General features: G+C 32.6%; 2 protein-coding genes. Both read right to left on the bottom strand.

Going from position 1 to position 976, the window contains the following annotated elements; all coding sequences use genetic code 11:
- Positions 1 to 104 precede the first annotated feature (104 nt).
- Complete coding sequence (locus FE392_RS22490) at positions 105 to 506, bottom strand: type II toxin-antitoxin system death-on-curing family toxin (protein WP_000158318.1); 402 nt, start codon at positions 504 to 506, stop codon at positions 105 to 107.
- A 37-nt stretch (positions 507 to 543) separates the two neighbouring features.
- A complete protein-coding gene (locus FE392_RS22485) occupies positions 544 to 828 on the bottom strand; it encodes an AbrB/MazE/SpoVT family DNA-binding domain-containing protein (protein WP_000126403.1) in 285 nt (94 codons plus the stop codon).
- Between the last annotated feature and the right edge of the window lie 148 nt (positions 829 to 976).

The following is a 976-nucleotide window of genomic DNA, read 5'->3' as shown; positions in this document are numbered from 1 at the left end:
GGAACTTGTTTTGCATAATATAGCGAGGATTGTAGAGCCTTGTATAACATCCTTGAAGATAGTTTGTTTAATAAAAAAGACGTGGTTAAATCCCACGTCTTTTTTTAATTTAAAGGTAATTTTGATGAGTTTTCTTTTATAACTTTTAAGATTTCTTCAAAAGATAATCTCTGTTCTACTACGTTAACAGTGAAATCTGAAGCTTCTTGTTCGGACATTTTTAATTCATACTCATTGTATAACAGAAACATTTCTAGGCAAGCTAATGCCGTTCTTTTGTTTGCATTATAGAATGCGTGGTTTTTAGCCAATGATTCAAATAATGCAGTGGCTTTGTGGAAGATAGTCGGATATGCATCCTCTTGTGCTACTGTTTGTTGTGGACGGTATATTGCTGATTGTAATAACCCTGTATCTTTAACACCTCTTTGTTCATTAGGTGAATACATGTCGATAAGTGTTTCATTGATAAAAATAGCTTGAGTTTCTGTTATATAAATTGTCATTTCGGTTTTCCTACTTTCCTCCACGCCTGAAGGATAATTATCTGTTTACCAAATCTTTAAATGCACCGTCAAATTTATTGATGGTTCTGTTTAACGATTCCAAGAACTTAGGATTGAGATCCTCTGGCATAGAAATTTTTTTGGATTTTTTTATAACGATTTGTTCGTTTTCTTCGTTAATTTCTAAACTTACAACGTCACCTTGTTTGATATTTAGAGTAGTGTAAAATTCTTGCGGTAATGTTAAACCTAAAGAATTGCCGATTTTAGTAACTTTACGTTCGATTTTTTGTGTTTCCATGTGGCGAGTGTTTGCTGTCATTTGGACTTCCTCCTTGGAATTTGCCACACTATTTTTTGTCGTAGTCTAATTGCCACTTTGTGTTTGTATTGAGTTTTTCGAATTATATAGTGTGATTTTATGTTTGTTTTGTTTGTTTGCTTTTGGTTTTTTCGGTCTTCTTAGTTTT

It is taken from the genome of Xenorhabdus santafensis (genome assembly GCF_033949405.1).
Taxonomy (GTDB): domain Bacteria; phylum Pseudomonadota; class Gammaproteobacteria; order Enterobacterales; family Enterobacteriaceae; genus Xenorhabdus; species Xenorhabdus santafensis.
This window is presented reverse-complemented; position numbering and strand designations above follow the sequence as displayed.

What these genes read in the sequence shown, in the direction of transcription:
- FE392_RS22485 (WP_000126403.1), bottom strand. Translation starts at nt 828, where the DNA reads ATGACAGCAAACACTCGCCACATGGAAACACAAAAAATCGAACGTAAA.
- FE392_RS22490 (WP_000158318.1), bottom strand. Translation starts at nt 506, where the DNA reads ATGACAATTTATATAACAGAAACTCAAGCTATTTTTATCAATGAAACA.